This is a genomic window from Methylocella sp. (assembly GCF_041905455.1).
In the GTDB taxonomy this organism is placed as follows: domain Bacteria; phylum Pseudomonadota; class Alphaproteobacteria; order Rhizobiales; family Beijerinckiaceae; genus Methylocapsa.
In genome coordinates this window covers 131,957-150,502 of record NZ_JAYRLA010000008.1, presented here as the reverse complement: position 1 = coordinate 150,502, position 18,546 = coordinate 131,957, and the positions used below count along the sequence as shown (strand labels likewise).

The window sequence follows — 18,546 nt, the reverse complement described above, 5'->3', positions numbered from 1 at the left end:
GCCGCGACGCGCCCGGGACGTCTGTTCCGGGTCCGGGAGCGACGCGGCTCAGAGCCATATAAGCAACAAACGCGCCATCGCCAGGACAGGCGTGGCGGCCTCGGCGCGCCCGGCCGGCGATAAAAGGGAGGACGGCGGGCCGAAGGCGCCGGGCGCGCATGCGGCGCCCGGCGCGGATTGCATGCTCAGGACGCGCCGGGCGCGCGTCAGGCCGATTTGCGCTGCTCGGCCGCGTCGTCGGGGCGGTTCGAGATCACCTGATCGACGATGCCGAAGTCCCTGGCCTCGTCCGCGGACATGAAATGGTCGCGGTCGAGCGTCGTCTCGATGGTGTCGTACTCGCGGCCGGTGTGCTTCACGTAGATTTCGTTCAGCCGGCGCTTCACCTTCATGATGTCCTCGGCGTGGCGCAGGATGTCGGAGGCCTGGCCCTGGAAGCCGCCCGAGGGCTGATGCACCATGATGCGCGCGTTGGGCAGGGCGAAGCGCTGGCCGGCCTCGCCGGCGCACAGCAGCAGCGAGCCCATCGAGGCCGCCTGGCCGACGCAGAGCGTCGAGACCTTCGGGCGGATGAACTGCATGGTGTCGTAGATCGCGAGGCCCGCCGTGACGACGCCGCCCGGCGAATTGATGTACATCGCGATCTCCTTCTTCGGGTTCTCCGCCTCGAGGAAGAGCAACTGGGCGATAATCACCGAGGCCATATGGTCCTCGACGGGACCGGTCAGGAAGATGATCCGCTCGCGCAGCAGCCGCGAATAGATGTCGAAGCCGCGCTCGCCGCGGCTCGTGTTTTCGATGACCTGTGGAATCAGATAGTTATTGTAGACTTCGATCGGATCGCGGTCGCGCATTCGCCTTTTATCCCTTGAAGCGTCGGGCGGGCGCCCGCCGCGGCGGACGGCCGCGCGGCCGTCCGTAAATTGCGCGGCCCTGCGGCCGCCTGACCGGGCGCAGCATATCGAAACGTCGCCGTGCGCCAAGCCCGCGCCGCCGCGCGTCGGAATGGAGAAGGCGGCCCCGTCGCGCGCGTCGGTCGGGCCAGTCCCGCGAAGCGGCGGACGCCGCTCCTCCCGTCAGCCCTCCTGCGCCGCGGGCTCGGCGGATTTCGAGGCCGCCGGGATTTCGTCCTCGTCGGGCTCGGGCGCGAGCAGCTCTTCCTTCGGCACGGTCTTGTCGGTCACCTTGATCCTGGTCAGGATATGGTCGACCACCTTCTCCTCGTAAAGGGGGGCGCGGATCTCGGCGAGCGCAGCCGGATTCTTGCGGTAGAAGTCCCAGATCATCTGCTCCTGGCCGGGGAAGGAGCGCAGCCGCTCGACGAGCGCCTGATTGACCTCCTGGTCCTCGACCTTGACGCCGGCGGCGTCGCCGACGTCGGCGAGCAGCAGGCCGAGCCGCACCCGGCGCTCGGCGATCTTGCGGTAGTCGGCCTTCGCCGCCTCCTGCGTCGTTCCCTCGTCCTCGAAGCTGGCGCCCGTGCGCGCCTGCTCCGCCTCGACCTGGCGCCAGATCGCGTCGAACTCCTGCGAGACGAGCGCCTCGGGCAGGTCGAAGGCGTAGCGCTTGTCGAGCGCGTCGAGCAGCGCGCGCTTCCACTTGCGGCGCGACGCGCCGGCGTAATCGCGTTCGATGCTGGCGCGGATGGAGGACTTGAGGCCGTCGAGGTTCTCGAAGCCGTAGCCCTTGGCGAATTCGTCGTCGACCGCGAGCGCGCCGGGCGCGGCGAGCGCCTTGAGGGTCACCTCGAACTCGGCCGGCTTGCCGGCGAGATGGGCGGCCGAATAATCCTGCGGGAAGGTCACGGCGACGGTCTTCGTCTCGCCGACCTTGAGGCCCTCGACCTGCTCCTCGAAGCCGGGGATGAAGCCGCCCGAGCCGAGCACGAGGTCGACGCCCTCGCCCGAGCCGCCCTCGAAGACCTCGCCCTCGAGGCGGCCGACGAAGTCGATGGTCGCCTTGTCGCCCTTCTCGGCCGCGGCGCCCTCCGCCTTCGGCTCGAAGGGCCGCGCCTGGTCGGCGAGACGGTTCAGCGCCGCGTCGATCTCGGCGTCGCCGACCTGCGCCACGAGGCGCTCGATCTCGATGTCCTCGAAGCCGCCGACCTCGATCTTGGGCAGCACCTCGAGCGCCACGGTGAAGGCGAAGTCGCCCTGCGCCTCGAACGCCTTCTCGAGGTCCTCCTTCTCGCCGCCGAAGTCGATCTTCGGCTGCGAGGCCGGACGCAGCGAATTGTCCTCGACGATCTTGCGATGCGCCTCGTTGACCGCCTCCTGCACGACCTCGGCCATCACCGAGCGGCCGTACATCTTCTTGAGGAAGGACAGCGGCGCCTTGCCCGGACGGAACCCGTTGATGCGCGCCTTGGCCCGGATCTCGACGAGCTGGCCCTCGAGGCGGCTCGCGAGGTCGGCCGCCGGGAGCACGACCGCATATTCGCGCTTCAGGCCCTGCGAAAGGGTTTCCGTAACTTGCATGGTCGCTTAAGCCTTTTCCTGTCTCGTCTGTCTCGCGCGAGCCGGGCCCCGGCCGAACGCCTCATGATAAACCCGATGGTGCGGGCGGAGGGACTTGAACCCCCACGATTTTCACCACCGGATTCTAAGTCCGGCGCGTCTGCCAGTTCCGCCACGCCCGCGCGTCCGCCGGGCCCCATGGAGCGCCCGCGGATGTCTTCGGGGGCGCTCTATAGCAACCGGCCGGCTGGCGCGCAGCAAAAAAAGCGTCATTTTGCCGAAGAAGCCCGCGCGCGCCAACCCCGGAAGCCTGATGCGAAAGGCCGACGTCGCCATGTCCCCGCTCCTCTCCCGCCGCGCCGTGGTCGGCGCGGGCCTCGCCCTCGCGCTCACCGACCTCACGAGGGCGCGCGGCGGCGAGGCGAACGCGCAAGGCGCGACGACCCTCGAGGCCGCGCCCAAAGCCCTGCGCCTGGCGCCTGAGCCGGCCAAGGACGCGAGCCTGTTCGCCTATGGCGCGAGCATCCCCGGCCCGCCGCTGCGCAAGCGGATCGGCGAGACGTTCTCGCTGCGCCTCGTCAACGCCCTGCCCGAGCCGACGAGCTTCGCCCTGCTCGGCGCGTCCGCCCCCAACGCCATGGACGGCGTCGCGCCGCTGACCGGGCCGCCCCTCGCCGCCGGCGCCTCGGCCGAGCTGCGCTTTCCCGCCCGCTCGGCCGGCCTCTTCGCCTATCGGCCGCTCTACGCGCCGCTCGCCGCCGGGCAGATCGGACGCGGCCTTTTCGGCGCGATGATCGTCGACGAGGAGCGCCCGCCCGAGGTCGACGGCGACCTTCTCGCCGTCGTCGCCGACTGGCGCCTCGCGGAAGACGGGACGCTCGACCCCGACTTCGCCGCCAGGCCCGACGCCGGCCGGATCGGCGGGCTCGTCAGCCTCGGAGAATCTCCCGCGCCGCTCGCCGTCGCGGGCCGTCCCGGCGCGCGCATGCGGCTGCGCCTCGTCAGCGCCTGCGCCGCCCGCATCTTCCTCGCCGCCTTCGAGGGCGCCGCGCCCACGGTTCTCGCCATCGACGGCGCGCCGGCCGACTCGCCCTTCGAGCCGGGGCGCGGCGCCGTTCCCGTCGGCCCCGGCGCGCGTTTCGACCTCGCCTTCGCCCTGCCCGCCTCAGGCGAGGCGCGCCTCCTCATGCGCGGCGAAGGAGAAGCCGACCGCCCGCTCGTCGTGTTCAAGGTCGAGGGCGAGCCGGCCCCCGCGCGCGGGCCGATCGCGCCCCTGCCGGCCGACCCGCTGCTGCCGACGCGCATAAAACTCGAGGCGGCGAAGCGCGCCGACTTCGTCGTCGAGCTCGCCAAGGCGCCCGGCCGCGGCCCGGACGGGACGCCGCTGCTGTGGAGCGTCAACGGCGCGCTCAACGCGCCCTTCGCGGCCGGGCCGCTCCTTTCCGTCAAGCGCGGCGCGCCGGTCGTGCTCAACCTCGTCAACCGCAGCCCCTTCGCGCAGCAGATCCACGTGCGGGGGCATCATTTCCGCCTGCTGCACGACCTCGACGACGGCTGGGACCCGTTCTGGCGCGACTGCCTGCTGCTCGCGCCCGGGCGCAGCAAGCGCGTCGCCTTCGTCGCGCGCGAGGAAGGGCGCTGGGCGATCCTCTCGCTGATCCCCGACCGATTCGCGGCCGGGCTCTGCGCTTATTTCGTGGTGGCCTGAACCCGCCGGCGGCGTTCTTCTCCTGCGCCGCGTGGACCGTCGCCGCCGCCTCCACCCGCGACACGGCCTTCAGCGTCCGGCTCTCGAGCCCCTGCAGCCGCAGCTTCGGGGCGATCGACGGCGAGCCGGCGCAGGCGGACAGCGCATCCGTCAACTCTGTTTCTCCCGCGGCTCCGCGCCGGGCCATAGCACATCGCGGGAGCGCATCGCGGGTCTTCCGCGCGGGGGTGTCGGAATTTAACGCGGCGCCCTAAAAGGGCGGATGACCGATTTCCCGCCGATCCATGTCGTGGGGGCCGGCCTCGCCGGCGCCGAGGCCGCCTGGCAGATCGCGCGCGCCGGCGTCCCCGTCGCGCTGCACGAGATGCGGCCCTTGCGCCAGACGGCGGCGCACCGCACCGGCGGCTTCGCCGAGCTCGTCTGCTCCAACTCCTTCCGCGCCGACGACGCTCAGGGCTCGGCGATCGGCCTGCTGCATCAGGAGATGCGCCGCCTCGGCTCGCTGATCCTGACGAGCGCCGACGCCTGCCGCCTGCCCGCCGGCGGCGCGCTCGCCGTCGACCGCGACGGCTTTTCCGCGCGGGTCACCGCCGCGCTCGAAGCCGAGCCGCTGGCGACGATTCTGCGCGAGGAGGTCGAGGGGCTTCCGCCGCCCGAATGGGGCGAGACCATCGTCGCGACGGGCCCGCTCACCGCCCCGGCGCTGGCGCAGGCGGTCGCCGCGCTCACCGGCGAGGAGGGCCTCGCCTTCTACGACGCCATCGCGCCGGTCGTGCATTTCGATTCGATCGACATGGGCGCGGCGTGGATGCAGTCGCGCTACGACAAGGCCGGGCCGGGCGGGACCGGCGCCGACTATGTCAACTGCCCGATGACGCGCGAGCAATATGAAACCTTCGTCGCCGGCCTGCTCGCCGGCGAGAAAACCGAGTTCAAGGATTTCGAGAAGACCCCCTATTTCGACGGCTGCCTGCCGATCGAAGTGATGGCCGAGCGCGGGCCGGAGACGCTGCGGCACGGACCGTTCAAGCCGGTCGGGCTCACCAATCCGCATGATCCGGCGGTCAAGCCCTACGCCGTCGTCCAGCTGCGCCAGGACAACGCGCTCGGCACGCTTTATAATATGGTCGGCTGCCAGACGAAGCTGAAGCATGGCGCGCAGGTCGAGCTGTTCCGCACGATTCCGGGGCTCGAGCGCGCCGAGTTCGCGCGGCTCGGCGGGCTGCATCGCAACACGTTCCTCAATTCGCCGAAGCTGCTCGACCCGTTCTTCCGCCTCAAGGCGCTGCCCCGGCTGCGCTTCGCCGGCCAGATCACCGGCTGCGAGGGCTATGTCGAGAGCGCCGCCGTCGGACTGATCGTCGGCCGCATGGCTGCGGCTGAGCGGCTTGGCGCGCCCTTTTCGCCGCCGCCGGCGACGACCGCGCTCGGCGCGCTGATCAACCACATCACCGCCGGCCATATCGAGACGATCGACGCGGGGCCGCGCTCGTTCCAGCCGATGAACGTCAACTTCGGCCTGTTCCCCCCGCTCGACGCGCCGCCGCCGCGCCCGCAGGGCCGCCGGCTGCGCGGGCCGGAGAAAGCCGCGCTGCGGAAGGCGGCGCTCTGCGCGCGCGCGGCGGCCGACCTCGACGCCTGGCTCCGCGCCGGGCCCGCGGCCGCGCCGGCGTGACACGCGACAGGCGAAGCGGCGGTTGCAATGGGCGCGCCTTTCCGCCACATTGACCCGGTTTCCGCGACGGATTGGCGCATGAGCGAGGACGCCTCGATACTGGTGCTTGGCATGGACGAGCTCGCCTCGTCCGTGGCGCGCAAGCTCCATCTCGCCGGCCACGCCGTCGCCATTCACCAGCCTTCGCCGCCGCAGACGATCCGCCGGCGCATGGCCTTCGTCGACGCCTGGTTCGACGGCGCCTGCGCCTTCGAGGGCGTCGAGGCCCGCCGCGCCGACAAGACACGCGACTTCCTCGCCTCGCTCAAGAGCGGCGTGGCGATCCCGATCCTCTGGCGCTCCTTCGAGGACGTCGCGACGCGCTGGCCGTGGGACATCATCGTCGACGCGCGCGCCGACGCCTCGCTTCCGGCGGAGCAGCTGACGCGCTTCGCCGACTTCACCATCGGCCTCGGCCGGCGTTACGTCGCCGGCGCCAATTGCGACGTCCTGATCGACATCGGCGCGCGCGATCCCGGCGGGGTGATCCGGCAAGGATCGCTCGACGCCCGCGGCGAGGCGGTCGACCGGCGCTTCTCGGACGGCCGCGTCCTGCACGCCCCCAACCACGGCATGTTCCACAGCGAGCGGCGGATCGGCGAAGGCGTGCGCATCGGCGAGGTGCTGGGCAGCGTCGGCGCGACGCCGATCATCGCGCCGGGCTCGGGCCGGCTGCGCGGCCTCGCGCGCGAGGGCGCGGCGGTCGCGAAGGGCGCGGAGGTCTGCGAAGTCGTCGCCTCGCCCGGCGTGGAGTTCGCCGGCGTGACGCGGCGCGACCGGCTGATCGCCCGCTCCGTCGCCTTCGTGGTGGAAATGGAGCGCTCGGGCTTCGCGCCGATCTCGCTTGAAAGCTATTTCTGAGCGGCGCTTCTTTTAAACTCTTCTTATTTTAAACTTCGCATTATTTGACGCAGGCCCTTTCGGAGGCCGCGCGACATAGCTAAATCTTGTCCATGACGCGCCGCGACGCCCGCGCGGGGCCCGGCGCAAGAGCCCTTCGGCCCGTCGGCGCGCCTTGCGCGGCGCTCCCTTCCGAGCCCGCCGCGCGCGAGGCTTTTCAAGAGGTTTTCTCCATGGCCAATCGCAATTCCGGCTACGGCCCAACATATGGGCCGCAGCAAGCTCCGCAGCGCCGCATCGACCTGCTCGACGTCGTCGAAGGCGTGCTCACGGACGGGCTCAGCATCTCGAATTTCTCACGCATCGCGCGGGCCAGCGGCTCGAAGTTCTGGCTCGGCGCCGCGATCGGCGCGGGGCTCGTCGCCCTCGCCCACCGACCGGACGTGCGGGCCGCCGTGGGCGGCGTTGTCGAGAAGGTCAAGGCCAGAAGCAGGCCCGACGACGCGCAAGCCCGCGCGCGCGAGCCGGCCGAAGACTGACGCACACGAGCAGTAGAGAGAGTGGCGATGAAATCCGAATCCGTGCAGCATCATTACTATTATTACGGCGCGACCGGCGCGGCGGCTCTGGAGGGCGGCGCGCAAGCCGCTCCGCCGAACGGCGTCTACGCCCCGCCGCCCGCCGCAGCCTACGGCCCCGTCGTCGATCCCGCGCTTGCGCCGGGCTACAACGCTCACCCGCATCCAGGCGCCGACCAGCTCGTCAAGGGCCTCGTCGTCGGCGCGGGCGCGGCCTACCTGCTCACCAACGAGACGGCGCAACGCTTCATCCTGCGCACGGCCCTCTCCGCCTGGGTCCGCGTGCGCGGCGCCTTCGCGGAGGCGAAGGAGCGCTTCCACGACGCCGAGGCGGAAGTCGAGGCGACCGAGTCGCGGCGGCGCGACGGCTGAGGGCCATGATCCGCGTCGTTCATGAACTGCCGGGCCGGCTGCGGCTGCGCCTGCCGGCGGACCATCTCGCCGACGCGACGGCGGCGCTGAGCCGCGCGGAGGGCGTGCGCGCGGCGCGCGCTAACCCGCGCTGCGGCTCGCTCGCGGTCGTCCACGACGGGCGCGCGCCGACCCGCGCGCGGATCTTGAAGATCGCGGCGAACCCGCCGCCCGCGCCCGAGCCCGCGCCGTCCCCGCCGCCCGCCGAAGGCGCGGCGCTGGCGCTCTCGGTGGGCGCCTTCCTCGTCGCGCTCGCCGCGCCGCGCCCGCTCGCCGCCCTTGTGACGCTCGCCAACATATCGCGCGCGATCTTATTGGGGATCGAGGCGACGCTCGCGCACGGCATGAAGGTCGAGACGCTCGACGCGCTGGCGGTCGCCCTGCCCGCCGCGCGCGGCGACTACGCCACCGCGAATTTCACCCGCCTGCTCACGACGCTCGCCGGCTACATCGAATCGACCACCATCGAACGCTCCGACGAACTTTTGCGCTCGCTGCTGCGCCGCCGCCCGGAGGACGTCTGGGTGCGCGCCCCGGACGGCGAGCTGAGGCGCGTCGCCTTCGCCAGCCTTAAGGGCGGCGAGGAGGTCGCGGTCGGCCTCGGCGAGACCATTCCCGTCGACGGGACGGTGCTCGACGGCGACGCCTATGTCGACCAGTCGGCGGTGACCGGCGAAAGCCTGCCGCTGCCGCTCGGCCCCGGTGGGACGGCGCTCGCCGGCGCGATCGTGACCGACGGACGGCTCGTCATCCGCGCCGAGCGCGTCGGCGGCGCGACGACCACGGGGCGCATCACGCGCTACATCCAGGAGGCGCTCGAGCGCCCCGCCGAGATCCAGTCCGTCTCCGACGAGATGGCCGACCGCCGCGTCGGCATCACGCTCGGCTCGGCGGCCGGCGTCTTCGCGTTGACGCGCAGCTGGCGCCGGCTCGAATCGGTGTTCCAGGTCGACTACTCCTGCACCGTCAAGCTCGGCACGCCGATCGCGCTCAAGACGGCGATGTACCGCGCCGCGCGCGAGGGCGCGCTCGTCAAGAGCGGCCAGGCGCTCGAGACGCTCGCCGGCGTCGACACGGTCGTCTTCGACAAGACCGGCACGCTCACCCACAACACGCTCGAAGTGACCGACATCTTCCCGCTGCGGCCGGGCGTCGACGAGGACCGGGCGATCGCCATCGTCGCCTCGCTCGGCGAGCATACGACCCATCCGATCGCCCGCGCCGTCGTCGAGCTCGCGCGGCGCCGGCGCCTCGCGCATATTCCGCACGAGGAGGTGAACTTCATCGTCGGCCACGGCGTCGAGGGCGAAATCGCCGACGGCGCGGTGATCTTCGGCAGCCGTCACTTCCTCGAGGACGACGAGAACGTCTCCTTCGCGCCGCAGCGCGCGCTCGCGGCGCGGCTCGCGGGCGAAGGCAAGTCGCTGCTGTTCGCCGCGCTCGACGAGCGCCCGCTCGCCGTGTTCGCGCTGCGCGACCGGCTGCGCGAAGACGCGGCGGCGACGCTCGCGCGGCTGCGCGCGCGCGGCGTCAGGCGCCTCGTCATGATCACCGGCGACGGGCGCGAGAAGGCGCTCGCCTTCGGCGAGCAGCTCGGCCTCGACGAGGTGTTCTACGAGCGGCAGCCGGAGGACAAGGCGCGCATCGTCGAAAGCTTGAGGAAAGATGGCGCGCGCGTCGCCTTCGTCGGCGACGGCGTCAACGACGGCCCGGCCCTGATGGCCGCCGACGTCGGGATCGCCATGCCGCGCGCCGCCGACATCGCCCGCGCGACCGCCGACGTCGCGCTCATCGACGACAGGCTCGACGCGCTCGCCGACCTGCACGAGCTGGCGCAGGCGACGATGGCGCTCATCCGCTCGAACTTCTCGGTCGCGGTCGGCGCCAACACGGCGATTCTCGCCGGCGCCGCCGGCGGGCTCCTCTCGCCGCGGGCGACGGCCGCCCTGCACAACGGCGCGACGATCGGCGTGCTGCTGCGCTCGCTCGCCGCCAACCGGGCGCCCGCGCGCACGCCGGCGCCGCGCCCCCCCGCGCCGCCCGCGCTAGCTCTGCAGCGCGAGGCGGAGCGACTCGGCGAGGAGCCCGCCGAACAGGATCAGCCCCGCATCGCGGTTGGAGCGGAACAGGCGTAGCGCGAGCGCGCCAGGAACCTCGGCGTCGCCCTTGCGGGCGGCGCGCAGCCGCGCGGCCTGCCAGGCGAGATGCAGCCCGTAGCCGCTGAGCCCGACGAGCGCGAGCCCGCCCGCCGAGGCGGCGACGAGCGCGGCCGCGGCGAAGGCGAAGGCGAGCGCGTAGAAGCCGCCGACGGCGAGGTCGACCTTGTCGCCGAACAGGCGCGCGGTCGAGCCGACGCCGATCACCGCGTCGTCCTTGACGTCCTGCAGGGCGTAGACCGTGTCGTAGCCGATCGTCCAGGCGACCGCCCCGAAATAAAGAAGCGCGGGAGCCGGCGCGAGCGCGCCGCGCGCCGCCGCCCAGCCCATCAGCGCGCCCCAGGCGAACGCCGCCCCGAGCACCGCCTGCGGCCAGTGGCTGAAGCGCTTGACGAAAGGGTAGACCGCGACGAAGCCGAGCGAGCAAAGCCCCAGCGCGATCGTGAAGCCGTTGAAGCATAGCAGCACGGCGAGCCCGACGAGCGCCTGCGCGACGAGGAAGGCCGCCGCCGCCCGCGCCGTGACGGCGCCGGACGGAATGGGACGCGCCCGCGTGCGCTCGACGCGGGCGTCGATGTCGCGGTCGACGATATCGTTGAAGGTCGAGCCCGCGCCGCGCATGGCGATCGCGCCGGCGAGGAACAGCAGCATGTCGGAAAGCCGCGGGGCGAGCCCGTAGGCCGCGCCGGCGAGCGCGCTCGACTGCAGGCAGGGCAGCAGCAGAAGCTGCCAGCCGATCGGCCGGTCGAGCCGCGCGAGCTGGAGATAGGGACGAATCCGCGCCGGCGCGAGCCGGAACAGCGACGGATTGGCGGCGTCCGGCAACGGATCCGCCGCGCCGCGCGCTCCCGCCTCTGGCGCGCCCTGCGCCACGACCGGCCTAGAGCGGGCCGCTCGGCAGCTTCTGCGCCGGCGGCAGCCCGGCGCCGGTCGCCTGCTGCTCCTGCGCCTTCTTCATCTGCGCGGCGATCTTGCACGCCTGCCCGGCGACCGAAGTTGATTTCTGGACGCTGGCCGTAATGTTCTCGACGGCGTTGTCGGGAACGTTGCACCAGTCCTTGTTCTTGGCGAAATAATCGGCGAGCTGGCGCTCGGCGGCGACGAGCGCCTTGAGCTGCGGACAGGAGGCGACCGGATCGAGCTGGCCCTTGTTCTTCTTGGCGAGCGCGTTCAGCGTGTCGATGACGCCCTGGCGCTTCTTGGTGAGCGCGCCGATGTCGCCGTTGCAGTCGAGCGCGAAGGCCGTCCCGCACGCGAGGGCCGCGAACGAGAAGGCGGCGAAAGCCGCCGCTTTACCGCGGATGCGAAGACGTCTATTCGCGATCATCGACAAGGCCTCTCGCCGCTCGTCTTTCCCTTCCGCCGTGCGACGCTCCGCGTCAGGACGGTCCAAGAGGCGTCAATAGCAAAAGCGCCGGCGCCAAGGCAAGCCGCCGAAGGACCGACCCCGACCCGCCATGGCTTCCTACGACTTCTCCTCCCCGCGCCTCTTCGTCGAGGCGGCGCTCGCGCCGGGCGCCGAGGTCGCGCTCGACGCGGCGCAGGCCAATTATCTGCGCAACGCGCTGCGGCTGAGGGAAGGCGACGGCGTCCTCGCCTTCAACGGGCGCGACGGCGAGTGGCGGGCGGCGCTCGCCCCGCGCGGGCGCCGGGCGCTCGCGCTCGAGGTCGGCGAGCGGACGAGGCCGCAGCCGGACGCGCCGACGCTCTCCTATCTCTTCGCGCCGCTGAAGCACGCCCGGCTCGACTACATGGTCCAGAAGGCGGTCGAGATGGGCGCCGGCGCGCTACGGCCCGTGCTGACGCGGCGCACGCAGGCCGAGCGCGTCAATCTGGAGCGGATGCGGGCCAACGCCGTCGAGGCCGCCGAACAGTGCGGCGTGCTGTGCGTCCCGCGGATCGACGCGCCGCAGCGCCTTTCCGACGCGCTGAAGGACTGGCCGGCCGACCGGATGCTGGTCTTCTGCGACGAGGACGCGCCACAGGGCGATCCGCGCGCCGCGCTTCTTGGCTCCCGCGCCGGCTTTCCCGGCGGCGCGCCGGCGGCGCTCGCCGTCCTCGTCGGGCCCGAGGGCGGCTTCGCGCCGGAGGAGCGCGAGGCGCTGCTCGCCCTGCCGCAGGCGGCGCGGATTTCGCTCGGGCCGCGCGTCCTGCGCGCCGACACGGCGGCGGTGGCCGCGCTCGCCCTCGTCCAGGCGACGCTCGGCGACTGGCGGGACGCCCAAGCTTTCGCTAACGAACCATCAAATCGCCCCATTATAAAGACATGAACTGAGCCGATTCGACGTCCTGCGAGGTTCAAGGTCCGCCATGCGCATGCACTCCGGCAGCCTTCTGCTCCTGTCGAGCCTTTGCCTTGGAAGCCTCGCGCTCCCCGCGGCGGCCGGCGAGGCTGACCTTCAGGAGGGCGCGCCGGGCCGCTGCGAGGCGGCGTTCGGCCCCGGCTTCGTCGCCGCTCCGGGCGGAGGCTGCGGCTGGGCCGGAGGCCATGTGCGGGTCGGCGTCGGCTTTCCCGCCCGTCGCGCGGCCACGGGCGAAGGCGGCGCGATGCGCGTCAACTCCGCCGGCGGCCCGGCTCCCGCGGCGATGTCCGGACACCTTCGCCTCAACGAGGATTCCGCCGATCGCGTCATCAGGCGCTGAGCCGCGCCGGCGAGGCAGCGGGCTGGCCATGTCTTCCTGAAAAGCCTATCTAGAGGGGCGCTCGCCTCTCTCCGGCGCGGAACGGGACGGGCGCCGCCCGCGGCGACGCCGCAGGGCCGCAGACCCAGACGCGTCAGAGCTCCGGCCTTGAACCGGACGTTCGGAGACCTCCATGTTCATCGAGACGGAAACGACCCCCAACCCCGCCACATTGAAATTCCTGCCCGGCCGCCCGGTGATGAGCGCCGGCACGCTCGACATCCGCGACGCCGAGGGCGCCCGCCAGTCGCCGCTGGCGCAGGCGCTGTTCGCGCTCGAGGGCGTGCGCGGCGCATTCTTCGGCGCCGACTTCATCTCCGTCACCAATGACGGCGGCGACTGGAGCGACCTGAAGCCTGCCGTGCTCGGCGCGATCATCGAGCACTTCCTCTCCGGCGAGCCGCTGCTGACGCCCGAGGCCGAGGTCTCGGCCGGCGGCGACGAGCCGGAGTTCTTCGCCGAAGCCGACGCCGAGGCGGTCGAGGCGATCAAGCAGCTGATCGAGACGCATGTGCGCCCGGCGGTGGCCGGCGACGGCGGCGACATCCGCTTCCGCGGCTTTCGCGACGGAATCGTCTATCTCGCCATGAAGGGCTCGTGCTCGGGTTGTCCGTCCTCGACGGCGACGCTGAAGCACGGCGTGCAGAATCTCCTCAAGCATTACATTCCGGATGTCAGGGCCGTCGAATCCATCTAGCTCTCGCGCCGGAGGGACGCCGGCGCCGTGAAGATCCTCGCCGTCGACACCGCCCTGCAGGCGGCTTCCGCGTGCGTGCTCGACGGCGAGACCGGCGAGTTCGAGGCGCTCGAGAGCCTGCCGATGGAGCGCGGCCACGCGGAGGCGCTGATGCCGCTGATCGAGCGGATCTGCGCCCGCGTCGAGGGCGGCTTTCCGGCTCTCTCGCGGGTCGGCGTCACGGTCGGGCCCGGCTCGTTCACCGGCCTGCGCGTCGGCCTCGCGGCGGCGCGCGCCATCGGCCTCGCCTGCGGCGTTCCCGTCGTCGGCGTCTCGACGCTCGCCGCGCTCGCCGCTCCGCTCATCGTCGAGCGGCGGCCGGAGATCGTCGCCGCGGTCGTCGACGCCCGCCACGGGGCGGTCTATTACGCCGGCTTCGAGCCGGGCGGCCGGGCGCTGTCGCTTCCCCGCATCCTGCCGGCCGCGGAGGCCGCGGCCGAGATCGCGCTCGCCGAGGCGGCGCTGCGCCGGCACGGCGGCGACCCGGAGGCCGGCGCGCTCGTCAGGCTCGCGGGCTCCGGCGCCGGCCTCGTCCTCAGGGAGCTCGAGCGGCGCGGCGTCGGGGCAGAAGCCGCCGGCGAAAACGCGCCGGACATCCGCTTCGTCGCCCGGCTCGCCCTCGCCGCCGACCCCGCGCTCGCCCCGCCCCGCCCGCTCTACCTCAAGCCAGCCGACGCCAAGCCGCAGGCGCCCTCCGTCTTCGTCGCGGCGCCCGAGGCCGCCGGCGAGGCGGAAGGCGCGACCCCGTGAGCGAGGGCGCGAGCCGAACCCTCGGCGGCTCGATGAGCCAGTCGATGCGTCGCCTGTTCGCCCGCGCGCCGGCCTATCGGCCGTTGCCGGCGGCGCGCGCCGGCGAATGCGCCCGCCTGCACGCGACGGGCTTCTCCTTCCCATGGAGCGAGGAAGATTTCGAGCAGCTCCTGACCGACGCGAGCGTCGTCGCCGACGGCGCTTTCGACGCCGACGACGCCCTGTGCGGCATGATCCTGTCGCGGACGGCGGCCGACGAGGCCGAAATCCTGACCATCGCCGTCGCCCCCGAGCGCCGCCGGGCCGGCGTCGGCGCGGCGCTCCTCAGAGTGCAGACGCCGCGCCTCGTCGCGCGGGGGGCGGAGCGGCTGTTTCTCGAGGTCGATTCGGGCAACCTCGCGGCGCGGGCGCTCTACGCCGCGCGCGGCTTCCGCAAGGTCGGCGAGCGCAAGGCCTATTACCGCAAGGGGGACGCGCCGCCGGCGAGCGCGCTCCTGTTGCGGCTGGACTTCAATCCGTGACTGCGCGACACAGAAAGAGTACGATGGGTTACGTCGGTCCGCGCGGCGGCGGCGGGATCGGAGGATGATGTCGGGCGAGACGAAGACGAGGCGCGAGGCGGACGCGCCGCGGGCCGGGCGACGGATGTTCATCCAGTCCTACGGCTGCCAGATGAACGTCTATGACGCGCGGCGCATGAGCGACCTCCTCGCCCTGCAGGGCTACGGCGAGGCCGCGAGCGCCGAGGACGCCGACCTCGTCGTGCTCAACACCTGCCACATCCGCGAGCGCGCTTCGGAAAAGATCTTCTCCGAGCTCGGGCGCCTGCGCGAGCTCAAAGCCGCGCGCTCGGCGTCGGGCGACGCGCTGAAGATCGTCGTCGCCGGCTGCCTCGCGCAGGCCGAGGGCGCCGAAATCCAGCGCCGCCAGAGCGCCGTCGACGTCGTCGTCGGCCCGCAGAGCTACCATCGCCTGCCCGAGCTCCTCGCGCGCGCCGGCAATGGCGCCCATGTCGTCGAGGCGGAGTTTCCGGAAGAGGACAAGTTCGGCTTCCTCCCCGCCCCGACCGAGGCGGCGACGCGCCGGCGCGGCGTGTCCGCCTTCCTCACCGTGCAGGAGGGCTGCGACAAGTTCTGCTCCTTCTGCGTCGTGCCCTACACGCGCGGCGCGGAATTTTCGCGCCCGGTCGCGGCGGTCGTCGAGGAGGCGCGGGCGCTCCTTGCGCAGGGCGTGCGCGAATTGACCCTCATCGGCCAGAACGTCAACGCCTATCATGGCGAGGACGAGGACGGCGCTCAAGCTTCGCTCGCCGGCCTCATGGAGCGGCTCGCGCGCCTGCCCGGCCTCGCGCGGCTGCGCTATACCACGAGCCATCCCAACGACATGGCCGCCGACCTCATCGAAGCGCACAGGGCGCTGCCCGCGCTGGCGCCTTATCTGCACCTGCCCGTGCAGTCGGGCTCGGACGCGATCCTCAAGGCGATGAACCGGCGGCACACGAGCGCCGACTATCTCGCGCTGATCGGGGAGATCCGCGCCGCGCGGCCCGACATCGCCCTCTCCTCCGACTTCATCGTCGGCTTCCCCGGCGAGAGCGAGGCCGATTTCGCGGCGACAATGGCGCTCGTCGAAGCCGTCGGCTTTTCCGCCTCCTTCTCCTTCAAATATTCGCCGCGTCCCGGCACGCCCGGCGCGGAGCGCTCCGACCAGATTCCCGAGGAGGTCAAGTCGCGCCGGCTGCTCGCCTTGCAGGAGCTGCTCGAGCGCCAGCGGCAGGCGTTCAACCGCGCCTGCGTCGGGCGCACGCTCGACGTGCTGGTCGAGAAGCGCGGCCGCCACGAGGGCCAGGTCGGCGGCAAGACGCCCTATCTGCAGGCCGTCCATTTCGAGGGCGGCCCCGAGCTCGTCGGGCGCATGCTCCCCGTCGAAATCCTTTCCGCCGGCTCCAATTCGCTGCATGGCCGGCTCAAGGCGCGGGAGGCCGCGTGAAGCCTACGGAACGCCAGACGCTCGAGCGTCCCGGGCTCGGCTTCGGGGCCCGCGCGGAGGGGCGTCGCGGCGCCGGCGAGCCGCAGGCGGCGGAAGTCAACCTCGCCTTCGAGGACAACCGGCTCGCCTCGCTGGTGTTCGGCCATTACGACCAGAACCTCGCCCGCCTCGAGCGCCGGCTCGGCGTCGTCGCCATCGCCAACGGCAATCTCGTCACCATCAAGGGTCCCGCCGACTCCTGCGAGCGCGCCCGGCTCGCGCTCGAAAACCTCTACGGCCGCGTGCGCGAGGGCCACGCCCTGACGCTCGGCGACGTCGACGGGGCGATCCAGGAGGGCGCGCTGCAGGGCTCGCTGTTCCCGCAGGAGGCGGAGGCCGGGCGCATCGCCTTCGAGCAGATCGGCACGCGGCGGCGCGGCCCGGTGCGCGCGCGCAACGCCGCGCAGGACCATTACCTGCGCCTCCTCAAACGCCATGAGCTCGTCTTCGCCGAGGGGCCGGCGGGCACCGGCAAGACCTGGCTCGCCGTCGGCTACGCCGTGCTGCTGCTCGAGCAGGGCGCCGTCGAGCGCCTGATCCTGTCGCGGCCGGCGGTCGAGGCGGGCGAGCGCCTCGGCTTCCTGCCCGGCGACATGCGCGAGAAGGTCGATCCCTATCTGCGGCCGATATTCGACGCGCTCGGCGACTTCATGGACCCGCGCATGCTGGAGCGCGGGATGCAGACCGGCATGATCGAGGTCGCGCCGCTCGCCTTCATGCGCGGGCGCACCCTGTCCAACGCCTGCGTCCTGCTCGACGAGGCGCAGAACGCGACCTCGACGCAGATGAAGATGTTCCTCACCCGCCTTGGCGAGAATTCGCGTATGATCGTCACCGGCGATCCCACCCAGACCGACCTGCCGCCGGGGCAGAAGTCCGGCCTCTCCGAGGCGATCTCCCTGCTTGCGGGGCTCGAAGGCGTCGGCCACGTCGTGTTCAGGGAAGGCGACGTGGTGCGCCACGACCTCGTGCGGCGCATCGTCGGGGCCTATGAGGCGGCGGCCCGCGGCGGCGAGGAGAAGGTCCGACGATGATCCCGCTCGTCGACGTCGCGGTCGAATCGGAAGGCTGGAAGGCGCTCGACGACCTTCAGGGCCTCGCCGAACGGGCGATCGGCGCGGCGATCGCGCAGGAAGGCCTCACGCTTTCGCCGCAGGCCGAGGTCAGCCTGATGTTCTGCGGCGACGCGTTCATCCAGGCGCTCAACCTGCTCTGGCGCGGCTTCGACAAGCCGACCAACGTGCTGTCCTTCCCGACCGAAGGCGAACTCGAGACGGCGCGGGCGCTCGGCGACGTCGTCGTCGCCTTCGAGACCTGCGCGCGCGAGGCGCGCGAGGCGGGCAGGCCGCTCGCCGATCATGTCTCCCATCTCATCGTCCACGGCTTCCTGCATCTCGTCGGCTACGACCACGAGGACGAGGAGGAGGCGGAGGAAATGGAGGCGGCCGAGCGCGCGGCCCTCGCCCGCCTCGGCGTCGACGACCCCTATCGCGAGCCCGCGGCCCCACATAAAGAGCGATGACGATCCTATGAGCGAACGCGACAGCGCCGCCTCCGAGGCGGAGACGGACAGACCTCGAAGTCAGCGCCCCGGCCTTTTCGACCGGCTGCGCGCCGTCTTCGGCGGCGCCCCCGAGAACGACGAATTGCAGGAGGCTTTCGCCGAGGCCGACGACATGCCGCCGCGCGAGCGCGCCATGCTGAAGAACGTGCTCGGCCTGCGCGAGACCTTCGTCGAGGACGTCATGGTGCCGCGCGCCGACATCGTCGCCGTGCCGGTCGGGACGAGCGTCGTCGAGGCGCTGGCGATCTTCCGCAGCGCGGGCCATTCGCGCCTGCCGGCGCATGGCGACACGCTCGACGATCCGCGCGGCATGATCCACATCCGCGACCTTCTCGGCTACGGCCACTCCAAGCCGGCTGCCGCCCCCGCGGCGCGGCGGCGCGCCGGCGCGCCGGCGCCGGGCTTCCCCGACCTTTCCCTGTCGATCGCCGACGCGCGGCTGGTGCGCCCCGTCCTGTTCGTGCCGCCCTCGATGCAGGCGATCGAGCTGCTCGTGAAGATGCAGGCGACGCGCACCCACATGGCCCTCGTCATCGACGAATATGGCGGCGTCGACGGCCTCGCCTCGATCGAGGACATCGTCGAGGTGATCGTCGGCGACATCGAGGACGAGCATGATTCCGACGAGAGCCCGAAGATCGACCCGGCGCCCGGCGGCGGCGTTTTCGTCGACGCGCGCGCCCCGATCGAGGACGTCGCGCGCGCGCTCGGCGTCGCCCCCGAGACGCTCGACGGGACCGAGGAGGTCGACACCATCGGCGGTCTGATCGCCATGCGCGCCGGCCACGTGCCCGCCGCCGGCGAAATCATCGTCGAGCCGCCGTTCGAGTTCGAGGTCCTCGAGGCGGACCCGCGCCGCGCGCGGCGCCTGCGCGTCGCGCTCATGCGCCACGAGGGCGCAGGAGGGGCGTGAGCCGTCCGTC

19 protein-coding genes and 1 tRNA gene are annotated in these 18,546 nt (G+C 72.1%); 15 read left to right on the top strand and 5 right to left on the bottom strand.

Annotation, left to right across the window (positions count from 1 at the left end; all coding sequences use genetic code 11):
* Nucleotides 1-206: 206 nt before the first annotated feature.
* From ACE3OG_RS08995 to ACE3OG_RS08985, 3 genes are all read right to left on the bottom strand, one after another.
* Nucleotides 207-854 (bottom strand): ATP-dependent Clp protease proteolytic subunit, encoded by a 648-nt coding sequence (locus ACE3OG_RS08995; RefSeq protein WP_374307786.1) that lies wholly within the window; start codon nucleotides 852-854, stop codon nucleotides 207-209.
* Between the two features lie 222 nt (nucleotides 855-1,076).
* Nucleotides 1,077-2,477, bottom strand: a complete 1,401-nt coding sequence (tig, locus tag ACE3OG_RS08990) for a trigger factor (protein WP_374307784.1) — start codon at nucleotides 2,475-2,477, stop codon at nucleotides 1,077-1,079.
* Nucleotides 2,478-2,553: 76 nt separating this feature from the next.
* A tRNA-Leu gene (locus ACE3OG_RS08985) sits at nucleotides 2,554-2,638 on the bottom strand.
* A 131-nt stretch (nucleotides 2,639-2,769) separates the two neighbouring features.
* On the opposite strand from ACE3OG_RS08985, the gene ACE3OG_RS08980 reads away from it, so the two are divergent.
* From ACE3OG_RS08980 to ACE3OG_RS08955, 6 genes are all read left to right on the top strand, one after another.
* Entirely contained in the window at nucleotides 2,770-4,164 is a 1,395-nt protein-coding gene (locus ACE3OG_RS08980) for a multicopper oxidase family protein (RefSeq protein ID WP_374307782.1), read from the top strand.
* A gap of 262 nt (nucleotides 4,165-4,426) precedes the next feature.
* Nucleotides 4,427-5,839: a methylenetetrahydrofolate--tRNA-(uracil(54)-C(5))-methyltransferase (FADH(2)-oxidizing) TrmFO gene (gene trmFO / locus ACE3OG_RS08975; RefSeq protein ID WP_374307780.1), complete on the top strand. Its 1,413-nt coding sequence runs from the start codon at nucleotides 4,427-4,429 to the stop codon at nucleotides 5,837-5,839.
* A gap of 78 nt (nucleotides 5,840-5,917) precedes the next feature.
* Nucleotides 5,918-6,739, top strand: a complete 822-nt coding sequence (locus ACE3OG_RS08970) for a hypothetical protein (RefSeq protein ID WP_374307778.1) — start codon at nucleotides 5,918-5,920, stop codon at nucleotides 6,737-6,739.
* Between the two features lie 212 nt (nucleotides 6,740-6,951).
* Entirely contained in the window at nucleotides 6,952-7,257 is a 306-nt protein-coding gene (locus ACE3OG_RS08965) for a hypothetical protein (RefSeq protein WP_374307776.1), read from the top strand.
* Between the two features lie 27 nt (nucleotides 7,258-7,284).
* Nucleotides 7,285-7,668 (top strand): hypothetical protein, encoded by a 384-nt coding sequence (locus ACE3OG_RS08960; RefSeq protein WP_374307774.1) that lies wholly within the window; start codon nucleotides 7,285-7,287, stop codon nucleotides 7,666-7,668.
* 5 nt (nucleotides 7,669-7,673) lie between these two features.
* Nucleotides 7,674-9,842 (top strand): heavy metal translocating P-type ATPase, encoded by a 2,169-nt coding sequence (locus ACE3OG_RS08955; RefSeq protein WP_374307772.1) that lies wholly within the window; start codon nucleotides 7,674-7,676, stop codon nucleotides 9,840-9,842.
* On the opposite strand, the gene ubiA is transcribed toward ACE3OG_RS08955, so the two are convergent.
* Together ubiA and ACE3OG_RS08945 are read right to left on the bottom strand one after the other, a co-directional pair.
* Nucleotides 9,753-10,688, bottom strand: coding sequence for a 4-hydroxybenzoate octaprenyltransferase (ubiA, locus tag ACE3OG_RS08950; RefSeq protein WP_374307771.1), 936 nt, complete (start codon nucleotides 10,686-10,688; stop codon nucleotides 9,753-9,755). The genes ACE3OG_RS08955 and ubiA overlap by 90 nt on opposite strands.
* 55 nt (nucleotides 10,689-10,743) lie before the next feature.
* Nucleotides 10,744-11,190, bottom strand: coding sequence for a hypothetical protein (locus tag ACE3OG_RS08945; RefSeq protein WP_374307769.1), 447 nt, complete (start codon nucleotides 11,188-11,190; stop codon nucleotides 10,744-10,746).
* 130 nt (nucleotides 11,191-11,320) lie between these two features.
* Here ACE3OG_RS08945 and ACE3OG_RS08940 point away from each other — a divergent pair, with 130 nt between their 5' ends.
* The 9 genes from ACE3OG_RS08940 to ACE3OG_RS08900 all read left to right on the top strand — a co-directional run bounded on the left by ACE3OG_RS08940 (nucleotide 11,321) and on the right by ACE3OG_RS08900 (nucleotide 18,536).
* Entirely contained in the window at nucleotides 11,321-12,133 is an 813-nt protein-coding gene (locus tag ACE3OG_RS08940) for a 16S rRNA (uracil(1498)-N(3))-methyltransferase (protein ID WP_374307767.1), read from the top strand.
* A 40-nt stretch (nucleotides 12,134-12,173) separates the two neighbouring features.
* Nucleotides 12,174-12,506 carry a hypothetical protein gene (locus ACE3OG_RS08935; RefSeq protein ID WP_374307766.1) on the top strand — a complete coding sequence of 111 codons (333 nt, stop codon included), beginning with the start codon at nucleotides 12,174-12,176 and terminating at the stop codon, nucleotides 12,504-12,506.
* 172 nt (nucleotides 12,507-12,678) lie between these two features.
* Nucleotides 12,679-13,242 (top strand): NifU family protein, encoded by a 564-nt coding sequence (locus ACE3OG_RS08930; RefSeq protein ID WP_374307764.1) that lies wholly within the window; start codon nucleotides 12,679-12,681, stop codon nucleotides 13,240-13,242.
* Between the two features lie 27 nt (nucleotides 13,243-13,269).
* Nucleotides 13,270-14,031, top strand: a complete 762-nt coding sequence (tsaB, locus tag ACE3OG_RS08925) for a tRNA (adenosine(37)-N6)-threonylcarbamoyltransferase complex dimerization subunit type 1 TsaB (RefSeq protein WP_374307762.1) — start codon at nucleotides 13,270-13,272, stop codon at nucleotides 14,029-14,031.
* Nucleotides 14,028-14,552, top strand: coding sequence for a GNAT family N-acetyltransferase (locus tag ACE3OG_RS08920; protein ID WP_374307760.1), 525 nt, complete (start codon nucleotides 14,028-14,030; stop codon nucleotides 14,550-14,552). The genes tsaB and ACE3OG_RS08920 overlap by 4 nt, the downstream gene beginning before the upstream one ends.
* Before the next feature lie 67 nt (nucleotides 14,553-14,619).
* Entirely contained in the window at nucleotides 14,620-16,020 is a 1,401-nt protein-coding gene (gene miaB, locus ACE3OG_RS08915; RefSeq protein WP_374307759.1) for a tRNA (N6-isopentenyl adenosine(37)-C2)-methylthiotransferase MiaB, read from the top strand.
* A complete protein-coding gene (locus tag ACE3OG_RS08910; RefSeq protein WP_374307757.1) occupies nucleotides 16,017-17,093 on the top strand; it encodes a PhoH family protein in 1,077 nt (358 codons plus the stop codon). The genes miaB and ACE3OG_RS08910 overlap by 4 nt, the downstream gene beginning before the upstream one ends.
* Nucleotides 17,090-17,581 (top strand): rRNA maturation RNase YbeY, encoded by a 492-nt coding sequence (ybeY, locus tag ACE3OG_RS08905; protein ID WP_374307755.1) that lies wholly within the window; start codon nucleotides 17,090-17,092, stop codon nucleotides 17,579-17,581. The genes ACE3OG_RS08910 and ybeY overlap by 4 nt, the downstream gene beginning before the upstream one ends.
* 7 nt (nucleotides 17,582-17,588) lie before the next feature.
* Nucleotides 17,589-18,536, top strand: coding sequence for a hemolysin family protein (locus ACE3OG_RS08900; protein ID WP_374307753.1), 948 nt, complete (start codon nucleotides 17,589-17,591; stop codon nucleotides 18,534-18,536).
* Nucleotides 18,537-18,546 lie beyond the last annotated feature (10 nt).